Origin of the sequence: Paractinoplanes hotanensis (assembly GCF_023717965.1) — a bacterium.
GTDB classification, from domain to species: domain Bacteria; phylum Actinomycetota; class Actinomycetes; order Mycobacteriales; family Micromonosporaceae; genus Actinoplanes; species Actinoplanes polyasparticus.
In genome coordinates this window covers 37355-61280 of the sequence record NZ_JAMQOL010000010.1, presented here as the reverse complement: position 1 = coordinate 61280, position 23926 = coordinate 37355, and the positions used below count along the sequence as shown (strand labels likewise).

21 protein-coding genes are annotated in these 23926 nt (G+C 71.3%); 13 read left to right on the top strand and 8 right to left on the bottom strand.

Annotated elements, in window-relative coordinates; all coding sequences use genetic code 11:
* Positions 1 to 9: 9 nt before the first annotated feature.
* Together LXN57_RS08245 and LXN57_RS08240 are read left to right on the top strand one after the other, a co-directional pair.
* Positions 10 to 960 (top strand): helix-turn-helix transcriptional regulator, encoded by a 951-nt coding sequence (locus tag LXN57_RS08245; RefSeq protein WP_251797422.1) that lies wholly within the window; start codon positions 10 to 12, stop codon positions 958 to 960.
* Between the two features lie 28 nt (positions 961 to 988).
* Positions 989 to 1735: a PIG-L deacetylase family protein gene (locus LXN57_RS08240; protein WP_251797421.1), complete on the top strand. Its 747-nt coding sequence runs from the start codon at positions 989 to 991 to the stop codon at positions 1733 to 1735.
* A gap of 95 nt (positions 1736 to 1830) precedes the next feature.
* Here the strand turns inward: LXN57_RS08240 and LXN57_RS08235 are convergent, their stop codons facing one another.
* Together LXN57_RS08235 and LXN57_RS08230 are read right to left on the bottom strand one after the other, a co-directional pair.
* On the bottom strand, positions 1831 to 2466 hold the full coding sequence (locus LXN57_RS08235) for a cupin domain-containing protein (protein ID WP_251797420.1): 636 nt from the start codon (positions 2464 to 2466) through the stop codon (positions 1831 to 1833).
* 389 nt (positions 2467 to 2855) lie between these two features.
* Positions 2856 to 3440: a TetR family transcriptional regulator gene (locus tag LXN57_RS08230; RefSeq protein ID WP_251797419.1), complete on the bottom strand. Its 585-nt coding sequence runs from the start codon at positions 3438 to 3440 to the stop codon at positions 2856 to 2858.
* 64 nt (positions 3441 to 3504) lie between these two features.
* On the opposite strand from LXN57_RS08230, the gene LXN57_RS08225 reads away from it, so the two are divergent.
* Entirely contained in the window at positions 3505 to 4299 is a 795-nt protein-coding gene (locus LXN57_RS08225; RefSeq protein ID WP_251797418.1) for an SDR family NAD(P)-dependent oxidoreductase, read from the top strand.
* Between the two features lie 5 nt (positions 4300 to 4304).
* Complete coding sequence (locus LXN57_RS08220) at positions 4305 to 4661, top strand: iron chaperone (protein WP_251797417.1); 357 nt, start codon at positions 4305 to 4307, stop codon at positions 4659 to 4661.
* A 60-nt stretch (positions 4662 to 4721) separates the two neighbouring features.
* On the opposite strand, the gene LXN57_RS08215 is transcribed toward LXN57_RS08220, so the two are convergent.
* A complete protein-coding gene (locus tag LXN57_RS08215) occupies positions 4722 to 5051 on the bottom strand; it encodes a hypothetical protein (protein WP_251797416.1) in 330 nt (109 codons plus the stop codon).
* Between the two features lie 774 nt (positions 5052 to 5825).
* On the opposite strand from LXN57_RS08215, the gene LXN57_RS08210 reads away from it, so the two are divergent.
* Positions 5826 to 6155, top strand: coding sequence for an ArsR/SmtB family transcription factor (locus LXN57_RS08210; protein ID WP_251797415.1), 330 nt, complete (start codon positions 5826 to 5828; stop codon positions 6153 to 6155).
* Between the two features lie 378 nt (positions 6156 to 6533).
* Positions 6534 to 7220 (top strand): cation efflux transmembrane domain-containing protein, encoded by a 687-nt coding sequence (locus LXN57_RS08205; protein ID WP_251797414.1) that lies wholly within the window; start codon positions 6534 to 6536, stop codon positions 7218 to 7220.
* A gap of 185 nt (positions 7221 to 7405) precedes the next feature.
* Here LXN57_RS08205 and LXN57_RS08200 read toward each other — a convergent pair whose 3' ends face one another.
* Positions 7406 to 7852, bottom strand: coding sequence for a MarR family winged helix-turn-helix transcriptional regulator (locus LXN57_RS08200; RefSeq protein WP_251797413.1), 447 nt, complete (start codon positions 7850 to 7852; stop codon positions 7406 to 7408).
* A gap of 134 nt (positions 7853 to 7986) precedes the next feature.
* Here LXN57_RS08200 and LXN57_RS08195 point away from each other — a divergent pair, with 134 nt between their 5' ends.
* Positions 7987 to 8502, top strand: coding sequence for a DUF1440 domain-containing protein (locus LXN57_RS08195; protein ID WP_251797412.1), 516 nt, complete (start codon positions 7987 to 7989; stop codon positions 8500 to 8502).
* 76 nt (positions 8503 to 8578) lie between these two features.
* Here the strand turns inward: LXN57_RS08195 and LXN57_RS08190 are convergent, their stop codons facing one another.
* Both LXN57_RS08190 and LXN57_RS08185 read right to left on the bottom strand, forming a co-directional pair.
* Complete coding sequence (locus LXN57_RS08190; RefSeq protein WP_251797411.1) at positions 8579 to 9265, bottom strand: response regulator; 687 nt, start codon at positions 9263 to 9265, stop codon at positions 8579 to 8581.
* 220 nt (positions 9266 to 9485) lie between these two features.
* A complete protein-coding gene (locus LXN57_RS08185) occupies positions 9486 to 11060 on the bottom strand; it encodes a sensor histidine kinase (protein ID WP_251797410.1) in 1575 nt (524 codons plus the stop codon).
* Between the two features lie 80 nt (positions 11061 to 11140).
* Here LXN57_RS08185 and LXN57_RS08180 point away from each other — a divergent pair, with 80 nt between their 5' ends.
* Both LXN57_RS08180 and LXN57_RS08175 read left to right on the top strand, forming a co-directional pair.
* On the top strand, positions 11141 to 12523 hold the full coding sequence (locus LXN57_RS08180) for a cation:dicarboxylate symporter family transporter (RefSeq protein WP_251797409.1): 1383 nt from the start codon (positions 11141 to 11143) through the stop codon (positions 12521 to 12523).
* A gap of 163 nt (positions 12524 to 12686) precedes the next feature.
* Positions 12687 to 14486, top strand: a complete 1800-nt coding sequence (locus LXN57_RS08175) for a serine/threonine-protein kinase (RefSeq protein ID WP_251797408.1) — start codon at positions 12687 to 12689, stop codon at positions 14484 to 14486.
* Here the strand turns inward: LXN57_RS08175 and LXN57_RS08170 are convergent.
* Both LXN57_RS08170 and LXN57_RS08165 read right to left on the bottom strand, forming a co-directional pair.
* Positions 14443 to 14859, bottom strand: a complete 417-nt coding sequence (locus LXN57_RS08170) for a hypothetical protein (RefSeq protein ID WP_251797407.1) — start codon at positions 14857 to 14859, stop codon at positions 14443 to 14445. The genes LXN57_RS08175 and LXN57_RS08170 overlap by 44 nt on opposite strands.
* A 201-nt stretch (positions 14860 to 15060) precedes the next feature.
* Positions 15061 to 18543 (bottom strand): PAS domain-containing hybrid sensor histidine kinase/response regulator, encoded by a 3483-nt coding sequence (locus LXN57_RS08165; protein ID WP_251797406.1) that lies wholly within the window; start codon positions 18541 to 18543, stop codon positions 15061 to 15063.
* 71 nt (positions 18544 to 18614) lie between these two features.
* Here LXN57_RS08165 and LXN57_RS08160 point away from each other — a divergent pair, with 71 nt between their 5' ends.
* From LXN57_RS08160 to ctaD, 4 genes are all read left to right on the top strand, one after another.
* Positions 18615 to 20630 (top strand): response regulator, encoded by a 2016-nt coding sequence (locus LXN57_RS08160; protein ID WP_251797405.1) that lies wholly within the window; start codon positions 18615 to 18617, stop codon positions 20628 to 20630.
* A 58-nt stretch (positions 20631 to 20688) separates the two neighbouring features.
* Positions 20689 to 21345 carry a nucleotidyltransferase family protein gene (locus LXN57_RS08155; protein WP_251797404.1) on the top strand — a complete coding sequence of 219 codons (657 nt, stop codon included), beginning with the start codon at positions 20689 to 20691 and terminating at the stop codon, positions 21343 to 21345.
* A gap of 60 nt (positions 21346 to 21405) precedes the next feature.
* Complete coding sequence (locus tag LXN57_RS08150; RefSeq protein ID WP_251797403.1) at positions 21406 to 22074, top strand: hypothetical protein; 669 nt, start codon at positions 21406 to 21408, stop codon at positions 22072 to 22074.
* 70 nt (positions 22075 to 22144) lie between these two features.
* A complete protein-coding gene (ctaD, locus tag LXN57_RS08145) occupies positions 22145 to 23905 on the top strand; it encodes an aa3-type cytochrome oxidase subunit I (RefSeq protein WP_251797402.1) in 1761 nt (586 codons plus the stop codon).
* Positions 23906 to 23926: the final 21 nt, after the last annotated feature.

The window sequence follows — 23926 nt, the reverse complement described above, 5'->3', positions numbered from 1 at the left end:
CGGTCCGCTATGTCTGCGACACTGGGATCTGTGGACGACCGGGGCACGACCGAGCGGGTGCTGGCCCTGCTCGGCCTGCTCCAGCAGCGCCGGGTGTGGACGGGGCCGGAGCTGGCCGACCGGCTCGGTGTCACCACCCGCACCGTGCGGCGCGACGTCGAGCGGTTGCGCACCCTCGGCTACCCGGTGCACGCCGGACAGGGCGTCGGCGGCGGCTACCAGCTCGGCGCGGGCCAGGCCCTGCCACCGCTGCTGCTCGACGACGAGGAGGCCATCGCCACCGCGGTGGCGCTCCTGGCCGGCGCGGAGGGCGGGGATGCCGCTCTGAGCGCCCTCACCAAGCTCGACCGGGTGCTGCCGGTCCGGCTCCGCCACGAGGTGCAGGCGCTGGCCGGCGCGGTCGAGTCGTTCGGCGGCGGCCGTCCGCCGGTCCACTCCGAGGTGCTGATGGCGCTGGTCCGCGCCTGCCGTGACGAGGTCGAAGCGGGATTCACCTACAAGGGCGGGTGGCGCCGGGTCGAGCCCTACCGCCTGGTCGCCTCCGACCGGCGGTGGTACCTGCTGGCGTACGACCTGGAACGCGACGACTGGCGTACCTTCCGCCTCGACCGGATGAGCGACGTCGCCGCCCGCACCTGGCGGTTCCGCCCGCGCGAGGCCCCGGACGCCGCCGCGTACGTGCAGGAGAGCATTTCCAGCCGGGTCTACCGGCACCAGGCCCGGTTCCTGGTGCGCGCGCCCTTCGAGACCGTCCGCGCGCAGATTCCCGCCTCGGCCGCGCTCGTGCGGGAGCGCGACGGCGGCAGCGAGGTCGTCAGCGGCGCCGGCAGCCTCGACTTCGTCCTCCTGCACATCGTGCTGCTCGGGCACGAGTTCGAGGTGCTCGACCCGCCCGAACTGCGCGAGCGGTGCCGCATCCTGGCCGACCGGCTGCGCCGCGCCGGAACCGCCGGCTCCTGACGAGCGGTTTCCGGCGCATGATGGGCCCATGACCGATGACGTTCAGTGGCAGCCCGTCGACGAGAACTGGCAACGAGGGCTGGCGATCGTGGCCCACCCCGACGACCTCGAGTTCGGCGCCGCGGCAGCCGTCGCGCGGTGGACCGGGCAGGGCAAGGACATGGTGTACGTGCTGCTCACCAGCGGCGAGGCGGGCATCGACGCCATGGACCCGGACGAGGCGGGCCCGGTGCGCGAGGTGGAGCAGCGGGCGTCCGCGGCCCTCGTGGGGGTGCAACAGGTCGAATTCCTCGGCCTGCCCGACGGCGTGATCGAGTACGGCGTGACGCTGCGGAGCGTCCTGACCCGGGTGATCCGCGTGCACCGCCCGGAAATCGTGATCACCAACAACTTCCGCGACAGCTGGGACCCGGCCGGCGCCGCGCTCAACATGGCCGACCACATAGCCACCGGCAAGGCCGTGCTCGACGCGGTGCGCGACGCGGCCAATCGCTGGGTGTTCCGCGAACAGATCGACGAGGGCCTGGAGAAGTGGGGCGGCGTCCGCCAGGTCTGGGCGGCCGGTTCCCCACAGGCGAAGCACGGTGTGGACACGACCGCCACGTTCGACCTCGGTGTGCGCTCACTCGAGGCGCACGTGGCGTATCTGCGCGGGCTCGGTTCGGGCGACTTCGACGCCGAGGAGTTCCTCGAGGGCTTCGCTCGCCAGGCCGGCAGCAAACTGGGTACGAAGTACGCGAGTGGCTTCGAGGTCTTCCGTTTCGACCTCTACTGAGCGGCGCCGGCGCAACGGGCCGCCGCGGGATCGACTCAGCAGCGGCGCTGCGGGATCGGCTCTCGGCGGCGGGCCGCTGCGGGATGGGCCCTCGGTCAGTTCGAGGACGCGGTGTATGTCAGCTCGAGGACGAACCACTCGCCCGGGCCGGTCAATGTCAGCGGCCCGCCCGGGTGGAACGAGACGCCGCCGTGGGCGCCCGGATCCAGCGCGGCCACGACGTGCGGAAGGTCGGCCAGGTCGAGCTTGCGGCCCTCATCCACCGCGACTGTCCACACCTTGACGTGTGGGTGGTCGATCACCGGCAGGCGGCCGTCGGCCAGTTCCGGCCCCGGCCGCTCGCCCTCGACGCTGCGGTCGCCCGGCCCCACGTCCACCGGGGACGGCAGGTTCTCACCGAGGTCCTTCAATTCGACGAGCCGGTTCTGATAGAAGCGGCCCCCGATATTGGTGAGCCGGTGCACGGGCGACAGCGGACGATAGACCGAGCCGCCGCGATACTCGTTGAGAAAGCGCGGCTCGCTGCCGTCCAGCCAGTCCATGCGCGCCTTCGAGCCGGCCAGGCTCAGAACGACGTACGGGTTGTGGTGCAGGTGCCAGGGGTGGGTCTCCCCGGCTTCCAGGGACACGTCCCACACCCGTACGACCGGGTTGTCCAGCAACACCGTCTGACCGACGTCATCGAGGACGACTTCCTCACCGGCGGGCGAGTGCACGATCTGACCCTTCACGGGCACCACCCCACCATCCGAACCTGTCGATGTCAAAGCGGCGATGATTCCCGGTCGTGCCTGCGCAGTGCCGCGCGAAGCGCTGCGTCGCGCCGGCGATGCGCTGCACGGCAGGATGCCCGGATGTGGCGCACTCCTGATCGGGGCGCTGCAGGGAGCTCAAAGCGGCTTTCAAGCGCCTGTCGATCGCCCGGCACATGCCGCGCCTTGCCAGACGGTACGGCCGAGGGCGCGGCATGCTGCCCCGAAAGTCAGGTTGCAGCCGACGTGCTCGCGGCGCATCCGATCGGAAAATGGTCCGAGGAGCAGACGAAGGCGCTGGCCGAGGCGCGCGCCGTGCTGCAGCGGACGCAACGGGAGCACTTCGTGCTGCACGACGCGGTCGGGCGTCAGCGGGCGGCCTGTTGTACGGCGTCGAAGGCGTCGGTCAGCAGGTGGCTGAGGGGGATCTGGCCGCGCGATCTGGTCCAGATCTCGCCGGCGGCGTCGAGGCAGGCGACGGCGCTGGCGATCACGGCTGCGGCCTGAAGGTCGCCGGAGGCGGCGCCGAGGCGGCGTTTCACCTCGGGGAGCAGGTCGGACTGCCACTGCAGGTGCTTCTCGAGGCTGCGGGACCGGAGCGACGGGACGTCGTACATCATCTCGGAGATCTTGAGGAGACGCTCGCGGTCGCCGCCGCCGTCGTCGATCAGCAGCAGGACGTTGAGCAGGGCGGTCCACACCGGCTCGTCGTCGGGGCGCGCCTCGAGGGCTTCCAGGGCGAGCTTGCCCTCGTCGGCCAGGTGCACCAGGACGATGTCTTCCTTCGTGCCGAAGTAGCGGAACAGCGATCGCCGCGAGATGCCGGCCGCAGTGGCGATGTCATCGAATGTCGTCACCTCGAAACCGCGCTCCAGGAACAGGTCCATCGCGATCGCGCTGATCTCGGCGATCGCCGCCTGCCGGGTGCGATTCCACATCCCCTCGTTGGCCATTCGAGCAGTATAGGCGAGCAGTGACTGATTGACACTCAGTGCCAACCGGGCCTACCGTGACACCATGAAGCCGATCGAGTACCGCAACCAGACCGTTCTCGTCACGGGTGCCAGCTCGGGCATCGGCGCCGCCTTCGCCCGGGGTCTCGCCGCCCGCGGGGCCGACGTCGTGCTGGTCGCGCGCAGGCGCGACCGGCTCGAAGCGCTCGCCGCGTCGCTGCACGGGGTCCGGACGCATGTGATCGCGCTCGACCTGAGCACGCCCGGAGTCGGCGCCGCGCTCGACGACGAACTGAGCCGTCGCGGCATCGAGATCACCAGCGTCGTCAACAACGCCGGCTTCGCCACCCACGGCGCCTTCCATGAGGAGGACCCGGAGCGGCTGCGCCAGGAGATCGCGGTCGACGTGACGAGCGTCGTCGACATCAGCCGTACGTTCATCGAGCGCCTGCGCCACCGGGGCGACGGCTTCCTGATCAACGTGGCGAGCATGGCGGCCTATCAGGGCAACCCGACGATGGCCGTCTACGGCGCGACCAAGGCGTTCGTGCTCAGCTTCACCGAGGCGCTCTGGTACGAGTCGCGCGGCACCGGCCTGCGTGTGCTCGCCCTGTCACCGGGTGCCACCGAGACCGAGTTCTTCGACGTCGCGGGCGGCGCCGCGGACGGTGGCAGCCGCCGGATGACCGCCGAGCAGGTGGTCGAGACCGCTTTTGAGGCGCTGTCCCGCCGCAACGGGCAACCCAGCGTCATCGCCGGCCGGGCCAACCGCTTCCTGGCCGCGGCCGGCCGCATCCTGCTCACCCGCCGGCAGAGCACGGCGATGATCGGCGTTCTCATGCGGCGTACGGCAGCATGAGACCCATGGGTGAGGTGACCGACTACATCGGGAGCGTCGACGAGCCGGCCCGCGCCATGCTGGAACGGCTGCGGGAGCGGGTGACCGAGCTCGTGCCCGAGGCCGAAGAGGGCGCGAGCTACGGCATGGCGGCGCACCGCTACCGCGGAAAGCCGCCGATCAGCGTCGTCGCGGCCAAGCACGGATACTCGGTCTTCCCGTTCAGCGCCGAGGTGGTGGCCGCGGTCGTCGCCGGTCTCGACGGCTACCGCTCGACCAAGGGCGGCATCAAGTTCAGCGACGCGCGGCCGCTGCCCGACGAGGCCTTCGACGGCCTGGTGCGGCGGCGGCGCGCCGAGATCGACGCCGCGGCCCAGCGCTGATCAGAGTTCGTCGCGTCGGCTCGGCGCTGGTCAGAGTTCGTTGCCTTGGCCGAGCGCTGATCAGAGTTCGTCGCAGGTGTTGCGGACGTCGACGACCAACTGATTGACCCGGCCGATGTCGAAACTGACGACCGCCTGTTGCACCTGCTGGGCCTGAGTGGCGAGGGCGCGGTACTTCGCGTCCCGCTGGCCGGCGGCCTGAGCCAGCGCGATGGCCCCGCCGAGCTGATAGGTGTTCTCCTCCGTGACGGTCTCCCGCTTCCAGTCGTCGGGCACGCGCTGGAAGACCCCACACGCTGCCGCGGCGTCCTCGGCCGCGTCGCCGTCGCTGCCGCCGCTGACGAACGAGCTGGCCGCCCAGAGAATCCCGACGACGAGCGCGCCGATCACCGCCCCCGCGGCGCCTCCGATCAGCCACGCCCGGGATGGCTTCGCCGCTCCGCCGCCGTTCTGAACCTGCTGTCCACCCGCAGTGGTGGCGAGGCCCGGCTGGAACGGGTCGCCTGGCGCTGGGCCGCGCTGGAATGGATCGCCTGCCGTGGGCGCCTGTCCCGCTTGGAAGGGGTCGCCTGGCGCCGGGCCGGGCTGGAACGGGTCACCTGCCGTTGGTGCCTGTCCCGCTGGGAACGGGTTGCCTGCGGCTGGTGCCTGTCCCGCTGGGAGCGGTTCGCCTGCCGTGGGTGCCTGGCTCGCCTGGAACAGCTCGCCGCCTGTTGGCGCCTGCCCTGCTCGGAACGGGTCGCCTGGCGCTGGGCGGCGCTGGAATGGATCGCCGGCTGTCGGAGCCTCGTGGGGCTGGAGTGGATTGCCGGCTGTCGGCGTCGGGTCGGTGGTGAACGGCTCGTTCGCTGTCGAGGCGGGGTCAGTCTGGGACGGCGCCGGGCCGGGCTGGGGCGGCTCGCTGGCTGTGGGACCCGCGCTGGTTTGGAACGTTTCGCCTGCGGGCGCGGGGTCGGGCTGCGATGGCGACTCGCCGGTCGCCGGCTCCGCGTCCGGCCCGGGCGGGGGCGTCGGGCGCTGGAAGGGCTCGGGCGGCTGCGGCGTCGTCATGGCGGAAGAATCCCACATCGCCCGGATCCTGATCAGTGCGGCGTCGGAATCCGATTCAGATATGTTGTTGATTCATCTTCCACTGAATACATTAATCACTGTACTGTCGGCCGCATGCAGACGGTCGCCCATGGTCAGGTGCTCGCCCGATTCGGTCACGCCCTGTCCGATCCGACCCGGGCGCGGCTACTGCTGGCCCTGCGCGACGCCCCCGGCTACCCGGCGGAGCTGGCCGACCTGCTCGGCGTCACCCGGCAGAATCTGTCCAACCATCTCTCCTGCCTGCGCGGCTGCGGCCTGGTCGTCGCCGTGCCCGAGGGCCGCCGCACCCGTTACGAGCTGGCCGACAGCCGCCTGCGACACGCCCTGGGCGACCTGCTCGGCCTGGTCCTGGCGGTCGACGCGGCCGCCTGCCCCGACAGCGAAACCCAGGGCTGCTGCTGATAACCGGCCAATTCGGTCTGGGCCGCGAGACGAAGGGCTGCTGATGGCCGTCCGTTTCGGTCTTGGCTGTGCCGCGGCGACCGCGAGACGAAGGGTTGCTGCTGATGGCCGACCAATGAGGTCGTGGCTGCGCCTGCGGCGACCGAGAGACGGAGGGCTGCTGACGGCCGTCCGTTTCGGTCTTGGCTGTGCCGCGGCGACCGCGAGACGGAGAGCTGCTGCTGATGGCCGGTCGATTTGGTCTTCGCTGCGCGTGCGGCGGCTGCGAGGCGACGGAGCGCTGCCGATGGCGGGCTGGTTCGGTGTGGTTCTGGCCACGGGTGACAGCGAGATGAGTCGCGGGCTCGGCGTCGCCGGTGAGAGGAAGGGTGGTTGCTGATGGTTCTGCAGCTCGGTCCCAGCCCGTCGCGGCGTGCCGTTCTGGCCGGCCGGATCCGCGTGCTGGTCGGCATCACGATCGCCTACAACGTCGTCGAGGCTGTCGTCGCGATCACGGCCGGCACCGTCGCCAACTCCACCGCGCTGATCGGTTTCGGTCTCGACTCGGTCATCGAGGTCTCCTCGGCGGCGGCGGTCGCGTGGCAGTTCAGCGGCCACGACCCCGAGGCCCGCGAGAAGGCGGCGCTGCGCGTCATCGCGCTCTCGTTCTTCGCGCTGGCCGGCTACGTCACCTTCGAGTCCGTACGCACCCTGCTCACCGGCGCCGAGGCCGGGCACTCGACGGTCGGCCTGCTCCTGGCCGCCGCCTCGCTGGCGGTCATGCCCGGCCTCTCCTATGCGCAGCGCCGCGCCGGCCGCGAGCTGGGCTCCCGCACCGCCGTCGCCGACTCGAAGCAGACCCTGCTCTGCACCTACCTGTCCGCAGTCCTGCTGGTCGGCCTGGCCCTCAACAGCGTGCTCGGCTGGAGCTGGGCCGACCCGGTAGCAGCCCTGATCATCGCCGCCGTCGCGGTCAAGGAAGGCCGCGAGGCCTGGCGCGGCGACGCCTGCTGCACCCCACCGATCGCCCGCGGAAACACCGGGAATCCCGAGGGTTGCGCCGACGGCTGCTGCACGGCGGACTGAGCGACGGTTGCCGTACCCGGCTTGCGTGAGTGCGCAGGCGGCGGCGACGGTTGCCGTACCCGGCTTGCGTGAGTGCGCAGGCGGCGGCGACGGTTGCCGCACCCCGCTAGCGTGAGAGCGCAGGCAGGACCGCCGGGCGCCCGGGCGCCCGTTCGCCGTGGTGCCGATCGGCCTCGGGGCCGAGGTCAGGAACGGTGCGGGGATGCCTCCAGCAGGCGGTCCAGGGCGGTGCTGAATGCCGCCCGGTCGCCTGCCGGCAGGTCGGCGGCCAGCTCCTCGTCCAGCTCGGCGGCCACCTCGGTCGCCGACGCGAGCAGCCGCAGCCCCGTCTCGGTCAGGCGGAGGCTCTGCCGGCGGCGGTCGGCCGGGTCGCGTACGCGCTGAATCGCACCCCGCTCCTCGAGGTGATCAGCCAGCAGCACCACCAGGCTGGGCGCCACACCGAGCAGGCCGGCCAGTTCCATCTGGGACCCGGCGTCCCGCAACCGCAGGATGCACAGCAGCGCCACGTGCTTCGGCTTCAGCTCGAGGTTGGCCAGCCGCGACGCGTACAGCGCATCCTGCGCGACCCCGAGTAGCCCGAGGCGGAACGAGACCGTCCCCATCGGAGTGACCGCCCTCTCGGTTGCCATGGGTTCACAATAACCATGCCGAATCATTCATGCGCTGTACGGCTGGGCCGGCAGTGAGACGTCCGTTACGCCGAGCCCCATTCCCGCAGCCGGCGGGCAGTCTGAGGGGAACCAGCACGACGAAGGGAAGTCCCATGACCCGCACGACTCCTCTGGGCGCCGTCATCCGCGGCCTCGTCGCCGGCACGGTCGGCACCCTCGCCATGGACGCGCTGCTCTACTGGCGATACAAGCGCCGCGGCGGCCAGGACAGCTTCCTCGCCTGGGAGTTCTCGTCGACCGTGCGGACCTGGGACGACGCGCCCGCGCCGGCCCAGGTTGGCCGCCGCCTGTACGAGGGCCTCTTCCAGCGCAAACTTCCCGACAGCCAGGCCGCGCTGGTCAACAACATCACGCACTGGGGCTACGGAATCCTCAACGGTGCCGCGTACGGAGTGCTGGCCGGCTCGCTGCCGAAGCCGCGCGTCACCTACGGCCCGCCCTTCGGCGCCGGAGTCTGGCTCACCGGCTACGCGGTGCTCCCGCCCGCGGGCCTCTACAAGCCCCTTTACGAGTACGACCGGGTGACGCTGGCCAAAGACCTCAGCGCTCACCTCGTCTACGGCACCACCACCGCCGCGACCTTCGCCGCCCTGAGCCCGCCCAGCTAAAGGCCCGCCCAGCTGAAGGGCAGCTGAAGTCCCGCCCAGCTGAAGGGCAGCCGAAACGCAGCGGAAGGCTGACCGGCTACCGGACGCGGCGGTACTCGACCTCGGGGCGCCCCGGCCCGCCGTAGCGGGGGCTCCGCGCGACCTGCCCCGCCTCGGCCAGATGCTCCAGGTAGCGCCGCGCGGTGACCCGGGAGGCGCCCATCCGCGCGGCCACCTCGGCCGCCGACAGCCCGGTCGCGTCCGCGGCGCCGCGCAGCACGCCGAGCACCAGGTCGAGCGTGCCCTGGTCGAGTCCCTTGGGCAGCGAGTCGGGGGAGGCTCCGCGCAGCGCCGCGAAGGCGCGGTCGATCTCGTGCTGTGCCGCGACCGGTTCCACGCCGAGCATGTGGGCGCGGTACCGGGCGTACCCCAGCAGTTTCTCCCGGAAGGTGGCGAACGTGAACGGCTTGAGCAGGTAGTGCGTGACGCCCAGCGAGACCGCCGAACGCACCACCGCCAGGTCTCGCGCCGACGTCACGACCAGCACGTCGGCGCCGATCCCGCCCGCGCGCAGGGCCCGGGTCAGCTCGAGCCCGTTCATGTCGGGCAGGTTCAGGTCGAGCAGCACCAGGTCGACCGGTGTCGTGCGCAGCGTGGCCATCGCCCGCTGCGCCGTGTGCGCGACGGCGGCCACCTCGAAGCCCTCGACCCTTCCCGCGTACGCGGCGTGGGCCTCAGCCAGAAGCGGCTCGTCCTCGACAACGAGCACCCGGATGGCACTCACACCGACTCCGGCGCTGCGGGAAAAGGCTGCACGGCCAGCCCCCGGATGGCACTCACGCCGTCTCCGGTGCTGCGGGAAGAGGCTGCACGGCCAGCCCCCGGATGGCACTCACGCCGTCTCCGGTGCTGCGGGAAGAGGCTGCGCGGCCAGCCGCCGGATGGCACTCACGCCGTCTCCGGTGCTGCGGGAAGAGGCTGCGCGGCCAGCCGCCGGATGGCGATCACGCCGTCTCCGGCGCTGCGGGAAGCGAGTGAGCTGGGGGAAGCGGGCGCACCGGCAGCCGTACGGTGATCAGCGCGCCCCCACCCGCGGCGCCCGCCAGGTCGATGCTGCCGCCGTGCCGGTCCACCACCTGCTTGACCAGCGCCAGACCCAGCCCGCGACCCTCGGCCTTGGTCGACCAGCCCCGCTGGAACGCGTCGGCTGACGACAGCCCGGGCCCGGTGTCGCCCACCCGCACGAGGACAGCTCCGTCCTGTTCGACCACCAGCACGGTCACCTCCCTCGGCGGCTCGGTGCCGGCCACCGCCTCCAGCGCGTTGTCGACCAGGTTGCCGACCACCGTGAGCAGATCACGGCTGGGCAGCGGGGTGCTGCCGAGCCGGGAAGCATCGTCCACCACCAGTTGCACACCGCGCTCGGCGGCCTGGGCCGACTTGCCCAGCAGCAGGGCGGCCAGCGCGGGCTCGCTGAGCGCGCCCACCACCTGATCGGTCAGCTGCTGCGCCGCCTCGAGCTCGGCCGTGGCCAGGCGCACGGCCTCCTCGGTGCGGCCCAGTTCGACCATGGTGAGCACGGCGTGCAGCCGGTTGGCGGACTCGTGGGCCTGTGCGCGCAGCGCCTCGGTCAGGCCGCGGACAGAGTCGAGCTCGCCGGTCAGCGCGCGCAGCTCGGTGTGGTCGCGCAGCGTCAGCACTGTGCCGACGGTCTGTCCCTCGGAGTGGATCACCCGCTGGTTGGCGATCAGGATGCGGTCGCCGGCCAGCACGGGCTCGTCCTCGACCGTTGTCTTCGAAGCGAGCAGCTCGCTGATCTCGGGCGGCAGGTCGCCGTCGCCCAGCAGCCGCCGGCCCTCGTCGTTGACGAGCGTCACCTGGCCGGAGCGGTCGGCCACGACCAGACCCTCGCGCACCGAGTGGAGCACCGCGTCGTGATATTCGTACATCCGGGTCATCTCGGCCGGTCCGAGGCCGTGCGTCTGGCGTCGCAGCCGACGGCTGAGCAGCCACGACCCGGCCGCCGCGAGCAATAGCGCCAGCGCCGTCGGGATGGCAACGGCGGGCGTACGGCTCAGCAGTTTCTGGTTGATCGCGTGGGTCCGGATGCCGACCGACACGAGCGCGATCACCCGGCCGCCGTCGTCCCGCACCGGCACCACCGTGCGCACCGATTCGCCGAGAGTGCCGACGCTCTTCTCGATCACCGTGCCGCCGTCGAGCGCGCCCTGGATCGTCCCGATGAACCGCCGGCCGATCAGGGTGGGATTGGTGTGCGTGTACCGGGTGCGGTCGGTCGCCATCACCACGATGAAGTCGGTGCCGGTGGCCAGGCGGACGCTTTCGGCGTACGGCTGCAGCACGCGCGACGGATCGGCGGTGCGCACGGCTTCGACGACCAGAGGGTTGTGGGCGATCGCCTGGGCGATCCCGGTCACCTGGTCGGTGGCCGCCTGCTCGGTGTCGTCGCGGGCCAGCAGCACCGCGCCGGCCGTGCCGATCGCGACCAGGGCCGTCACCACCAGCGCCTGGAGCACGAAGAGCTGGCGCGCGATGCTCCACCGTCTTGCAATCGGCATGTTTCGGTCTCGGTTCCCGGCAGTGAACAGAATGAACGCAATGTCGCCCTCGAGGTGAGACGCGGGACACAGTCTGCTCCATGGAGACCCAGAGCCCCACCCCGCGGGTCAGGCGGGACAGAACGCACTACCTCTACCTGGCGGTCATCGCGGCGGTCGTGGCCGGCATCGTGCTCGGACTCGTGGTTCCGGATGTCGCCAAGGAGCTCAAGCCGATCGGCACCGGCTTCGTCAACCTGATCAAGATGATGATCGCCCCGGTCATCTTCTGCACCATCGTCCTGGGCGTCGGCTCCATCCGGCAGGCGGCCAAGGTCGGCCGCGTCGGCGGTCTGGCCCTCGGCTACTTCCTCGTCATGTCGACCGTGGCCCTCGCGATCGGCCTCGTGGTCGGCAACATCATCCACCCCGGCGCCGGGCTGCACCTCGATCCGGCCTCGGCGGCGGCCGGTCAGAAGGCGGCGGGCGGCGCGGCCGACGAGAGCCTGGCCGACTTCATCCTCGGCATCATCCCCAACAGCCTGCTCTCGTCGCTGACCGACGGTGAGGTCCTGGAGACGCTGCTCGTGGCGCTGCTGGTCGGCTTCGCGGTGCAGGGCATGGGCCGCCGGGGCGAGCCCGTGCTGCGGGCCGTCACGACCATCCAGCGACTGGTCTTCAAGATCCTCGCCATGATCATGTGGCTGGCCCCGATCGGCGCGTTCGGCGCGATCGCGGCCGTGGTCGGCGAGACCGGGGTGGACGCGCTCAAGAGCCTCGCGCAGATCATGCTCGGCTTCTACGTCACCTGCGCGATCTTCGTCTTCGTCATCCTCGCGGCGATCCTCTGGCTGGTCGCCCGGATGAACATCTTCGCCCTGCTCAAGTACCTGAGCCGCGAGTTCCTGCTGATCCTGTCGACCTCGTCGTCGGAGTCGGCGCTGCCGCGGCTGATCGCCAAGATGGAGCACCTCGGCATCAGCAAGCCGGTCGTCGGCATCACCGTCCCGACCGGCTACTCCTTCAACCTCGACGGCACGGCCATCTATCTGACCATGGCCTCGCTGTTCATCGCCGAGGCGCTGGATCAGCCGCTGAGCGTCGGCGAGCAGATCTCGCTGCTGGTGTTCATGATCATCGCCTCCAAGGGCGCGGCCGGCATCACCGGCGCCGGCCTGGCCACGCTGGCCGGCGGCCTGCAGAGCCACCGCCCCGAGCTGGTCGACGGCGTCGGCCTGATCGTCGGCATCGACCGGTTCATGTCCGAGGCCCGGGCGTTGACCAACTTCGCCGGCAACGCGGTCGCCACTGTCCTGGTCGGCACCTGGACCAACGAGATCGACCGCGACAAGACCCGCGCGGTGCTGACCGGCGACGACCCGTTCGACGAGGCCACCATGCTCGACGATCCACATGCGGATGATGACTCTCCGCTTTCGCCCGCCGACACCGCGCCCGAACCAGCGCCGGCCGGGAAGGCCTGACCCAGCGGGTCGACCCTCCGGCGCTCCCCGCGGCCCGGCCCTCTCCGTCCCCACGGAGTCGGCCGGGCCGCTCCTCGTGGCCCGGCCGTCAGCCGGCCGGAGTCGGCCCGCGTCGGCCGGGCCGCTCCCTTTCGGGGTTGTTCGGCTTGAGTAGCATGTCCGGGTGCTGTCCCCGGGAACCATGCTCAACGACCGTTATCGCTTGACCCAGCGGATCGCCGCCGGTGGCATGGGTGAGGTCTGGCGCGGCGAGGACCTCATGCTCCACCGGCCGATCGCCGTCAAGACGATCCTGCCCGCCCTGATGGCCGACCGCGAGTTCCTGCAGCGGTTCCGCACCGAGGCCCGCATGATGGCCGCGCTGCGCCACCCCGGCATCGTGCAGGTGTACGACTACGGCGAGAACGCCCAGGTCGGCGGCAACCGCACCGACTACCTGGTGATGGAGTTCATCGAGGGCATCTCGCTGGCCAAGCGCATCGAGCAGGCGGGCCGGCTCAGCCCGGGCGAGACGATGACGATCGTGGCCCAGGTGGCCGACGCGTTGCAGGTCGCCCACGAGGCGGGCATCGTGCACCGCGACGTCAAGCCGGCCAACCTGCTGGTCCGCCGCAACGGCGCGATCGTGCTGGTCGACTTCGGGGTCGCCCGCTCCGCAGCCGGGGCCGGCCTGACCGGCACCAACGTGGTGCTCGGCTCGGTCAACTACATGGCCCCCGAGCAGGCCGAGGCCAAGAAGATCGGCCCGCAGACCGACGTGTACGCCCTCGGCGCCGTCGCCTACTGCTGCCTCACCGGCCGGCCGCCCTACGTCGGTGACAATCCGCTGCAGGTCATGTCCCAGCTGGTGTACGGCGATCTGCCGACCCTGCCCGCCGACGTGCCGCCGCCGGTGGCCGCCCTGGTGCTGCGCGCCCTGGCCAAGGAGCCGTCGCAGCGCTTCTCGAGCGCGGCCGAGATGGCCACCGTGGCTCGTTCCCCGGGCCGCCCGCCGAACACCCAGGCGACCCGCTTCCAGGGCCCGACGAACACCCAGGCCACCCGCCCGTACGGCCAGCCCGGCCCGGCCACCTCGGGCCGCATGCCCGCTCCAGCGGTGCCGCCGCGCGGCTACCAGAACACCGGTTCCGCCCGGCCGGTGTCGCCCGGCTACCAGAACACGGGATCGGCCCGCCCGGTATCGTCCGGCGGCTACCAGGCCGGTCGCGCCTCGGCCGGGGTGCCGCCGCAGGCCGGCTACGGCACGTCCTCGGGCCGCATGCCCGCCGCCGGGGCGGCCGCGATCCCGCTGCCGGGCGCCGGCGTGGCCGACTCCGACCGCGGCTCCGGCTCCGGCCCCGGCTCGGCCGCCGGCCGCAACCGTCGCCGCAACATCGTGCTGGCGTCGGCCATCGCCGCGGTCGTGGTGGGCGTGGGTGGCATCGGGGTGGCCTTCGCCATGTCCGACAGCGCGGGCGAGGACACGTCGTCGAACGGGGTGATCGCCGGCGACACCAGCCCGTCGACCAAGCCGCCCAAGACCCGCAAGCCCGCCTCGACACCGCGCACGAAGAACCCGGCGCCGGAACCGACCGAGACCACGGAAGAACCGGAACCGGAGCCGAGCGAGACCGAGACCGAGAACCCGATCACCGCCGAGGCGCTCTGCGGCGACGACTTCCAGGAGGTCGACCAGGGCAAGGTGCGCGACGGCGACGGCCAGGAGGTCGGGCAGGTCCACCTGCTCTCGCTGAACGAGGGCGAGCAGGTCTGCACGGTCACGCTCCGCAGCGTCAGCAACGGCGAGAAGATCTCCATGTCGGCCTACGCCGAGGTCGACGGGCAGCCGCGGGCCAACGACCGGCGCAAGGACGAGTTCTCCGCGGGCGGCGCCAAGGCAGGCCCGGTGGCGGACGGCTCGTGCGTCAAGTGGGGCGGCGTCATCGACGGCTCCGCCTACGACGGCCGCTACTGCGCCGACTGATCCGATGGACTGGATCACACCGGTGGGCAGCGGAGTGGTGGCGGTGGCCGGCCTGCTCTTCGGCTGGGCCACGAGCGTACGCAGCCAGCGGCAGACTGCCGAGCTCGCGCGCGAGAGCAACCGGCACGCCCAGGCGCTGGCCGAACTGACCGCCGACCAGGGCCGTCGACTGGAAGAGCTGCGCCACACCCAGGCCGGGGCCGACCGCCGCGACAGCCGACTCGAGGATTCGTACGTCGAGATCGCGACGACGGTGGTGCGGGTCAGCACAGCCGGAGCGGACGACGAGGACCTTGTGCGCGCCCGTGTGCTGGTTGGCCTGTTCGCCGAGCCCGCCGTGCGCGAGGCGTTCGAAGCGTGGCTCGACCGCCACGAGAAGCTCCGGTACGCGCTGAGCAAGCAGTCCGAGGCGGGCGAGGAACCCATCGCGAGCACGCGCGACATCCACAGCCCCCCGCGACATGTGGCGCCGCCAGGCCACCGACGCCCGGCTGAAAGAGGTCGACGCCCGCGAGCGCCTGATGACGGCGATGGCAGCCCACCTCGAGCGCGCCTGACGATCCGGCGGTGCAGGTCAAGCGGGCGTCGTACCCACGGGCGTGCGAAGAATGATGTCCACGGCGTTGCGGACGGTGTCGATCTCGGGGTGGAGTGCGGCCAGCGCTTCGACGGCCGTGTCCAGGTTGCCGAGGCGGGCCTGGTTCTCCAAGTGGTCGCAGGCGGTGGCGGCGTCGGCGGCGCCGATGTTGGCCATGATGCCCTTGAGCTGGTGGGCCTCGTTGCGCAGGGTGGGGGCGTCGTCGAGGGCCAGGGCCTGGCTCATCTTCTCGATGTGGCCGGGGATGCGGTCGATCATCTTGCGGAGCAGGCCCTCGATGACGGGGGTGCTCTGGGCGGGGTCGGGGCCGCGTAGCTGGTCCACACGGGCCTCGATCTGGGCGAGCACGCCGGAGCCGCCGGCAGCCGCGGGGATGGCCCACTTGGCCAGGGCGGCGGCCACCTGAGCCGGGACCAGGGGCTTGGCTATGTGCTCGTCCATGCCCGCGGCCAGGCAGCGGGCCCGGTCCTCGGCCAGGGCGCTGGCGGTCAGGGCGATGACCGGCACGTGGCGGCCCGGGCCCTCCTGGCGGCGGATCTCGGCCGTGGCGGCGAACCCGTCCATCTCGGGCATCAGGCAGTCCATGAAGATGAGCTGGTAGTCGCGGGCGGCGGCCATCCGCACCGCTTCGCGGCCGTTCACGGCGACGTCGGCGCTGTAGCCCACGTTGGCCAGGATGCCCAGGGCCACCGTGCGGTTGATCTCGTTGTCCTCGACCAGCAGCACGTGGCCCCGGCCGGCGGCAGGCAGCGACGGCGTCTCGGCCGGGGACTCGGCCACGTCCAGGACGCCGACCAGGGCGTCGTACAGCTGGGACTGGCGCAGTGGCTTGGTGAAGGCGGCCGACACCGCCTGCGGATCGGGCTCGGACGGCAGGGCCGTGGGGTCGTTCGTGAGCAGGATGGTCTTGGGCGCGGGCGTGCCCTCGGGGGCGGGGGTGCTCAGGCCGGCCGTACGCACGTCCTGGATGACCAGGTCGATGGGGCGGCCGGTGGCGGCGGCGTCGCGCAGGATCTGGTACGCGGCCTCGCTGCTCTCGACGCCGGTCGCCTGCATCGACCAGGCTGCCAGCTGGTCGGCCAGCACGGCCCGGTCGGTCTCGTCCTCGTCGACGATCACCACCCGCAGGCCGTCGAGGGCGTGGCTCGACGCGAGGTCGACGCCGGCGCGGGCGGGGCGCAACGTCACCGTGAACCAGAACGTGCTGCCCTGGCCGGGCTCGCTCTGCACGCCGATCGTGCCACCCATCAGCTCGACCAGGTCGCGCGAGATGGCCAGCCCCAGCCCGGTGCCGCCGAACCGCCGGGTCGTGCCCGCGTCGGCCTGGGTGAACGGCTCGAACAGCTTCTCCTGCTCGCGGCGGTCGATGCCGATGCCGGTGTCGCGAACCTCGAACCGGACGGGAATGCCGTCGGGGCCCGACTGCCGGCCGGCGTCGGAGGTGACGGTGATGGAGACAGTGCCGTACGCGGTGAACTTGATGGCGTTGCCGGCGAGGTTCAGCAGTACCTGGCGCAGCTTGGCCGCGTCCCCGCTGACCGTCCCGGGAAGGCTGGGGTCGCACTCGCCGGTGATCGTGACCGTGTGCGTCGTGCCGGGCGGCCCCACCAGGGCGACCACGTCGTCGACGAGGTGGCGCAGCTGGAAGTTGGTGTCGTCCAGCAGCACCTTGCCCGCCTCCAGCTTCGAGAAGTCGAGGACGTCGTTGATGACCGACAGCAACGCCGAACCGGCCGTGCTGATCCCTTCCACGTATCGTCGTTGCTGATCGTCGAGGGTGGATCCGAGCAGCAGACTGGTCAGGCCGATGACCCCGTTCATCGGCGTGCGGATCTCGTGGCTCATCGAGGCCAGGAACTGTGATTTGAGCCGGGCCGTCTCGATGGCCTGGTCGCGCGCCTCGGCCAGCGCCTGCTCGGTCTCGAGACGGGCGCTGATGTCGCGGGCGAAGGCGTGCAGGTGCGCGCTGCCGTCGTGCCGGATGCGCCACATGGTCAGCTCGATCGGCAGTTCCCGGCCGTCGTGGTGCCGGGCGAGCATCTCAGTCGGCCGGTCGAGCAGCCAGTCCCACCGGCCCTCAAGGAATCGCTGCAGGGCCTCGCGGTACCGGCCCGGCAACACGGTGTCGGCGACGTTGCGTCCGACGATCTGCTCGCGGGGCCACCCGAAGACCTGCTCGGCCTGCCGGTTCCACTCCTTGATGACGCCGTCGGCATCCATCGAGAAGAACGGGTCGGCCGCCGCCGACATGATCATCTCAAGCTGTTCGCGCTCGACCCGCAGTCGGTTCTCGGCCTTGACGCGGGCGGTGATGTCGTGGGCCACGGTGGACGCCCCGATGATCCGGTCCTCGTCGTCGCGCATCGGGGCCATGCTCAGCGAGACCTCGAAGATCCGGCCGTCCTTGCGCATCCGCCGGGTCTCGTGCTGCGGCAGTGTCTCGCCCCGGGTCACCCGGGCCAGCAGGTGCTTCTCCTCGTCGAGCCGGTCGGGCGGCAGCAGCCGGGTGACGTCGTGGCCGATCATCTCGGCCGCGGTGTAACCGTAGAGCCGTTCGGCGCCGGAGTTCCAGGTCTGGATCGTGCCGTCGAGGGCCTTGCTGACGATCGCGTCGTTGGAGGACTCGACGATCGCGGCCAGGCGCGCGTTCGTGTGCGCCTGCATGCGCCGGGCGGTGACGTCCTGGATCGCCGCCAGCACCATCGTCTTGCCTTCGGCCTGCACGGGGGAGAGGCTGACGTCGACCGGGAACTCGGTGCCGTCCTTGCGCTGGGCGGTCAGCAGCATGCCCTCGCCCATCGGCCGGGCTGACGGGCTGGCGAAGTAGCGGTTGCGATGCTGTACGTGGACCTTGCGGCTGGCCCCGGGCACCAGCGTCTCGATCGCCGCGCCCACCATCTCGTCGCGCCGGTAGCGGAACAGTTCCACCGCGCGGCCGTTCGCGTGCACGATCCGGCCGTCGCCGCTGACGCAGACCATCGCCTCGGGCGACGCGTCGAGCAGGCTGCGGAACTTGCCCTCGGCCAGGCGCAGCTGGGTCACGTCGACCCCGGCGCCGAAGATCGCGTACGGGCGGCCGCGCCCGTCGCGCAGCGCGTGCAGGGTGGTCACGAACCAGCGGCCTTCCAGTTCCTCCTCGTACGCGACCGGGCCGTTGCCGACGAGCACGTCGGTGTCGTGCCGGTGGATCTCGGCCATCCGGTCCGGCGAGTGCATCTCGTGGTCGAAGCGCCCGGCCGCCCCGGTGATGCCGTGCAGCCGCTCGTAGGCGGGGCTGACGATCCGGTAGCGCCCGTCGAGCGTCTTGACGAAAGCCGGTGCGGCTGTCTCCTCGAGGATGGCCGCGAGGTGGATGTACCGCTCGAGGCGCCGGCGGTCGTGGCCGCGGGCGAGGCGGCGCCAGGACCAGACCAGGCTCCCCGCGGCGACGACCGCGGTGACGACATGTCGACTACTCACGGTAAATAACCGTACAAGGGATCTTTCCTGCTTTAGTCTTATAGCGGACATGAGCAGATGAGGAGCCGCCGGTGGCGACGGTGATGGTCGTCGACGATGTGTCCGCGAACCGCGACATCGTCCGTATGCTGCTCGGCTACCGCGGGCACGAGGTGATCGAGGCCCACGACGGCGCCGACGCGCTGCGGCTGGCCCACGAGCACCATCCCGACGTGGTCGTCTCCGACGTGCTGATGCCCGGCATCGACGGGCTCGAGCTCGTGCACCGGCTGCGCACCGACGACGACGAGGTGGCCGCCCAGGCGCCGGTGATCTTCTACACGGCCAACTATCTGGAACCCGAGACCCGGCCCATCGCCGAGGCGTGCGGGGTCAGCCAGGTCGTGCTGCGCTCCCAGGATCCGCACGAGCTGCTCGACGCGGTCGACGCGGCGCTGGCCGGCGGCCCGGTCTCGATCGACGTGGTTCCGCCCGACGACTTCGCGCAGGCCCACGTGCAGGCGGTCAACGCCAAGCTGATCGAGAAGGTGCGCGCGCTGCACCACACGGAGCGCCGCTTCGAGGCGATGGCCGTGGCCTCACCGGTCGGCATCGCGCTGGTCGACGCGGACGGCGAGGCCGACTACATCAACCCCCGGCTGGCCGAGATCATGCGTACGCCGATCGCCGGCCTGCTCGGCCGCGGCTGGCTGGCCTGCCTGGATGCCCCGGCCCGCCGCGACGCCCTCGACCTGCTGCTCGGCAACGCGACCGAGCGCCGGTTCACCCACCGCGTCGAGTTCGGCGACGGCACGGTGCGCAGCCTGCGGCTCCAGCTGCGGCACATCCAGGACGACGACGCCGAACTGGCCGGCGGCGTCCTCATGGTCGACGACGTCTCCGACGTGATCGCGGCCGAGGAACGGCTGCGCGACGAGACCCAGCGCCGCCAGGACGACGCCCGCCGCCGCGACGCGGAACGGCTCGACAGCCTGCGACGGATGGCCGGCGGGGCCGCGCACGACTTCAACAACATCCTCGGCGCGATCCTCGGATACACCTCGCTCGCCATCGAATCGATCAACGATTTCTCGGAGTCGTTGCCGGCCGGCCTGCCGGAGTCGTTGCTGGCCGACCTCGACCAGGTGGTCAAGGGCGGCGAGCGGGCCAAGGCGCTCACCCAGCAACTGCTCGCCTTCGGCCGGCGCGAGATCACCCAGCCGGCGACGTTCGACGTCAACACCCTGCTGCGGGAGATGCTCGACGCTCTGCATGATGCCGCCGGCGAGGCTACGGTCGTGCTGAAGCTGGCCCCCGGCCCGGCCGACGTGCGGGCCGATCCCCGCCAGATCGGCCAGGTGCTGGTCAACCTGGTCGCCAACGCGGCCGACGCGATGCCGGGCGGCGGCACGATCAGCATCGCCACCTCGGCCGGTGCCGAGGGCGGCACGGCGGTGACGGTCACCGACACCGGCCGCGGGATGCCGGCCGACGTGCTGAACCGGGCGTTCGAGCCGTTCTTCACCACGAAGCGGTCGACCGGGACGGCCGGGCTCGGCCTCTCGACGGCCCACGGGATCGTCAGTCAGGCCGGCGGCCAGCTGATGCTGGACTCGGTCCCGGGCGAGGGCACGACCGCGACGATCACCCTTCCCGGCGTACGGGACCAGGCCGCACCCCCGGCCCCGCAGCCCGCAGCCCCCGTGCCGCCCGGCGGCGTATCGGCGTCGTCCGGAGGCGAGACGCTGCTGCTGGTCGACGACGAGGCCGACCTGCGCGAGGTGACCGCCCGCTTCCTGGACGGCGCCGGCTACCGCGTGCTCTCGGCGGCCGACGCGGTCGAGGCGCTGAACCTGCTCGACCGCCACCACGACCCGATCGCCGCGATGATCACCGACGTCGTGATGCCCGGCATGAACGGCCGCCAGCTGGCCCGGGTGGCCAAGCAGCGCCGCCCCGACCTGCGGGTGGTCTTCGTGTCCGGCTTCGCCGAGGCGCTGATCGACGAGGCCGGCAACAACCTCGAACCCGACTCGATGATCGTCGCCAAGCCCTACACCCGGGACCAATTGCTGGCCGGCGTCCAGTCGGTGCTCCGCCAGTCCTGAGAACTCGTGCTGCGGCCCTGTCTGAGCAGTCGCTGACCCGGCGGGGCAGGATCATCGGGTGGACCCGCTGACCGATGCCCGCGACCTCGTGCTGTCCCGTTTCCCCGAGGCCACCTGGGCCGTGCTCACCGGCAGCGTGCTGGGCCCGGCCCGAACCCCTGGATCGGACCTGGACATCGTGGTGCTGCGTGCCGACGATCCCGGCTTTCGCGAGAGCCTGCACTTCCGGGGGTGGCCGGTGGAACTGTTCGTCCACACCCCCGGCAAGCTGGCCGAGTTCATGGCGCGGGAGCTGGCCGCCCGCAAGCCGAGCACCCACCGCATGCTCGCCACCGGGGTTCCGCTGCTCGGGGATCCCGGGGAGTTGCCCGCCCGGTGCGCCCGGATCCTGGCCGAGGGTCCGCCGGCGCTGACTCCGGTCGAACGCGACCGTCTGCGCTACGGCCTGACCGACCTGCTCGACGACCACCGGCACGCTACCGACCCGGGTGAACGCACGGTGATCGCGGCCGCCCTGTGGACCGAGACGGCCCGCGCCGCGCTGGCGTTCGCGGGTCGGTGGCTCAGCAGCGGCAAGTGGCTGTTGCGCGAGCTGCGGGAGCTGGACCCCGATTTCGCTGCTCGGTGGCTGGCGGCCCGCGACGACCCGTCCCGGGTGGCCGGCGAGGTGCTCGGGCGGGCCGGCGGTCCGCTCTTCGACGGCTACCGGGCCTGAACAACCGACAGGCCACCCGCGTGAACCGTGCCGGCAACGCGACGCGCTGATGCTGGGGCGGTGAGGAAGTTGAGAACCGCCCTTGTGTCCGCCGCCCTCGTCGCCGGGAGTGTCGTCGCGCCGACCGGTGCCGCGGCCGGGCCGGCGTTCGCGGTGACCGTCAAACCCGCTTCGGCGTACGGCAAGAACCTGACCGTCACCGTGCGGGCGGCCAACCGGCCGCGCACCCCGGTCACGATCCGGGTCACCGCCGGCGGCACGACGGTGGCCAAGTCGGTCACCACCAACGCCCGGGGTGTGGCCACCTGGTCGGTGGCCGGGCGCGGCAACGGCACTGTGTCGGCCGCCGCCGCGGCCACCCGCACCGCCCGGGCCGCCTCGGCGTCGGCCCGTTTCACCACGGCGGGCGCGGCCGTCGTCAAGCTCGCCGGTTACACCCGGGTCAGCAACGGCGTCGCGCGCTACCGGTCGCTGGGCGCGGTGCGCGCGGCCATGCAGATCTTCCCCAAGCGCGCCGGCAAGGTCACCGTCAGCCTGCAGCACCGCAGCGGCAAAACCTGGGTCACCGACCAGAACGCCACTTTCGCGACCTTCGCCACCGGCGGCGCCTGGGCCGGACTGTCCCAGGGCAACCGCGGGATGACCTACCGGTACGTCGTGCGGGCGGCCGGCGATGCCGCCGCTGCCACCTCGCCCAACGTGACCACCGCGTCCTTCATGGTCGATTGACGCCCGTACGGGATGTGGTCTTGACAATGTCGGCGTAGCGTCAGCCCTCGGCATGCCCGAGGAGGTCACGATGACCGCGGTCGAACCGAAGCCTCTCGAACCGAAGCCTGTCGTCGCCCGGCCCTGGCCCGTCCGTCCCCAGGTCCGGGGCTCGTTCCTGGCCCGCGTCATCCGCACCACGGACGCGAAACAGATCGGCCTGATGTACCTGACGACCTCGTTCGTCTTCTTCCTCCTGGGCGGCGTCATGGCGCTGCTGATGCGCGGTGAGCTGGCCCGGCCCGGCATGCAGTTCCTGTCGCCCGAGCAGTACAACCAGCTGTTCACGATGCACGGCACGATCATGCTGCTGTTGTTCGCGACGCCGATCGTGTTCGCGTTCGCCAACTTCGTGGTGCCGCTGCAGATCGGCGCGCCCGACGTGGCGTTCCCGCGGCTGAACGCGTTCGCCTACTGGCTCTACCTGTTCGGCGGCACGCTGGTCGTGGCTGGGTTCTTCGTGCCGGGCGGCGCGGCCGACTTCGGCTGGACGGCGTACGCGCCCCTGAGCGACTCGATCCACTCGCCGGGGGTCGGGGGCAACATGTGGGTGGTCGGGCTCGCGATCAGCGGGCTGGGCACCATCCTGGGCGCCGTCAACATGATCACCACGATTCTCACGCTGCGCGCCCCCGGCATGACCATGTTCCGGATGCCCATCTTCACGTGGAACATCCTGGTCACCAGCCTGCTGGTCATCCTGGTCTTCCCGTTCCTGGCGGCCGCGCTGCTGGTGCTGGCGGCCGACCGTACGCTCGGGGCTCAGGTCTTCGCGCCCGAGACCGGCGGCCCGATGCTGTGGCAGCACCTGTTCTGGTTCTTCGGCCACCCCGAGGTCTACGTGGTGGCGCTGCCCTTCTTCGGCATCATCACCGAGGTCATCCCGGTGTTCAGCCGCAAACCGGTCTTCGGCTACAAGGGACTCGTGTCGGCGACGCTGCTGATCGCGGCCCTGTCGATGAGTGTCTGGGCGCACCACATGTTCGCCACGGGCCAGGTGCTGCTGCCGTTCTTCAGCCTGCTGAGCTATCTGATCGCCGTACCGACGGGAATGAAGTTCTTCGTCTGGATCGGCACGATGTGGCGGGGCCAGATCAGCCTCGAGACGCCCATGCTGTTCGCGATCGGATTCCTGGTCACCTTCCTGCTCGGCGGCCTCACCGGCGTGCTGCTGGCCAGCCCGCCGGTCGATTTCCACGTGCACGACAGCTATTTCGTGGTCGCCCACTTCCATTACGTGCTGTTCGGCACGATCGTGTTCGCGGTCTTCGCCGGCGTCTACTTCTGGTTCCCCAAGATGTTCGGCCGCATGCTCGACGACCGGCTCGGCAAGGTGCATTTCTGGCTGACGTTCCTCGGCTTCCACGCCACGTTCCTGGTGCAGCACTGGCTCGGAGCCGAGGGCATGCCCCGGCGCTACGCCGACTATCTGGCCACGGACGGCTTCACGTTCCTCAACACGTTCTCGACGCTCGGCTCCTTCGTGCTGGGCGCGTCCACGCTGCCGTTCCTCTACAACGTGTGGAAGTCGTACCGGTTCGGCCCGGTGGTCACAGTGGACGATCCCTGGGGGCACGGGAACTCGCTGGAGTGGGCGACCTCGTCCCCGCCGCCGCTACGCAACTTCGACCGGATGCCGCGCATCCGGTCCGAGCGGCCCGCTTTCGACGCGAAGTACCCGCAGCTGGCCGCCGGATCACAGTCGGAATCGGGGCCGCCCGAGGGTGGCGCCCGGCCGCTGACGCCGGAATCCCATGGGGGAACGGCCTATCAGGAGGATCGCGCGGACTGAACTTTCGGCCGCCGTGGTCGA

Bases quoted from the DNA above. Each gene is read 5' to 3' on its own strand.
- LXN57_RS08185 (WP_251797410.1), bottom strand. From the start codon at position 11,060: ATGCCGATTGCAAGACGGTGGAGCATCGCGCGCCAGCTCTTCGTGCTC.
- LXN57_RS08180 (WP_251797409.1), top strand. From the start codon at position 11,141: ATGGAGACCCAGAGCCCCACCCCGCGGGTCAGGCGGGACAGAACGCAC.
- LXN57_RS08230 (WP_251797419.1), bottom strand. From the start codon at position 3,440: ATGGCCAACGAGGGGATGTGGAATCGCACCCGGCAGGCGGCGATCGCC.
- LXN57_RS08220 (WP_251797417.1), top strand. From the start codon at position 4,305: ATGGGTGAGGTGACCGACTACATCGGGAGCGTCGACGAGCCGGCCCGC.
- LXN57_RS08245 (WP_251797422.1), top strand. From the start codon at position 10: ATGTCTGCGACACTGGGATCTGTGGACGACCGGGGCACGACCGAGCGG.
- LXN57_RS08195 (WP_251797412.1), top strand. From the start codon at position 7,987: ATGACCCGCACGACTCCTCTGGGCGCCGTCATCCGCGGCCTCGTCGCC.
- LXN57_RS08210 (WP_251797415.1), top strand. From the start codon at position 5,826: ATGCAGACGGTCGCCCATGGTCAGGTGCTCGCCCGATTCGGTCACGCC.
- LXN57_RS08225 (WP_251797418.1), top strand. From the start codon at position 3,505: ATGAAGCCGATCGAGTACCGCAACCAGACCGTTCTCGTCACGGGTGCC.
- LXN57_RS08205 (WP_251797414.1), top strand. From the start codon at position 6,534: ATGGTTCTGCAGCTCGGTCCCAGCCCGTCGCGGCGTGCCGTTCTGGCC.
- ctaD (WP_251797402.1), top strand. From the start codon at position 22,145: ATGACCGCGGTCGAACCGAAGCCTCTCGAACCGAAGCCTGTCGTCGCC.
- LXN57_RS08200 (WP_251797413.1), bottom strand. From the start codon at position 7,852: ATGGCAACCGAGAGGGCGGTCACTCCGATGGGGACGGTCTCGTTCCGC.
- LXN57_RS08240 (WP_251797421.1), top strand. From the start codon at position 989: ATGACCGATGACGTTCAGTGGCAGCCCGTCGACGAGAACTGGCAACGA.